Here is a 316-nt window from a genome sequence, read left to right as displayed (position 1 = left end):
CGGCGGCACGCTCGTCCATGCCGGCCTTCTTCGTCGCCGCGATGATCGCCTTCACATTGGCGGTCTGCTCGTCGTTCAGCTCGATCGTCGACTGGTTGCTGGGGGTGCCGTGCGGCAGCACCTTGCTGGTGTCCGGCTTGTCAGCCCGCACCACGTCACCCTGCACCGCCGCCACCGCAGCCGCCTTGGCCGGGGTGGTGTCGGCGTGGGCGGCCACCGGACCGGCGAACAGGCCACCGGTGAAGGCCAGACCCGCGATACCCAGCACGCTCTTCCGCAGCATCGTGTTCATGACAAAGCTCCAATTCGGGGGTCG

At 68.4% G+C, this 316-nt stretch carries 1 pseudogene; it reads right to left on the bottom strand.

What is annotated here, in order from left to right:
• Positions 1-292, bottom strand: a pseudogene (locus KBX00_RS28980) (hypothetical protein); the annotation flags it as partial.
• Between the last annotated feature and the right edge of the window lie 24 nt (positions 293-316).

The organism is Micromonospora sp. C95 (assembly GCF_018070465.1).
Taxonomy (GTDB): domain Bacteria; phylum Actinomycetota; class Actinomycetes; order Mycobacteriales; family Micromonosporaceae; genus Micromonospora.
The sequence above is the reverse complement of the archived record's forward strand: the minus strand, read 5'-3'. Positions and strand labels throughout refer to the sequence as shown.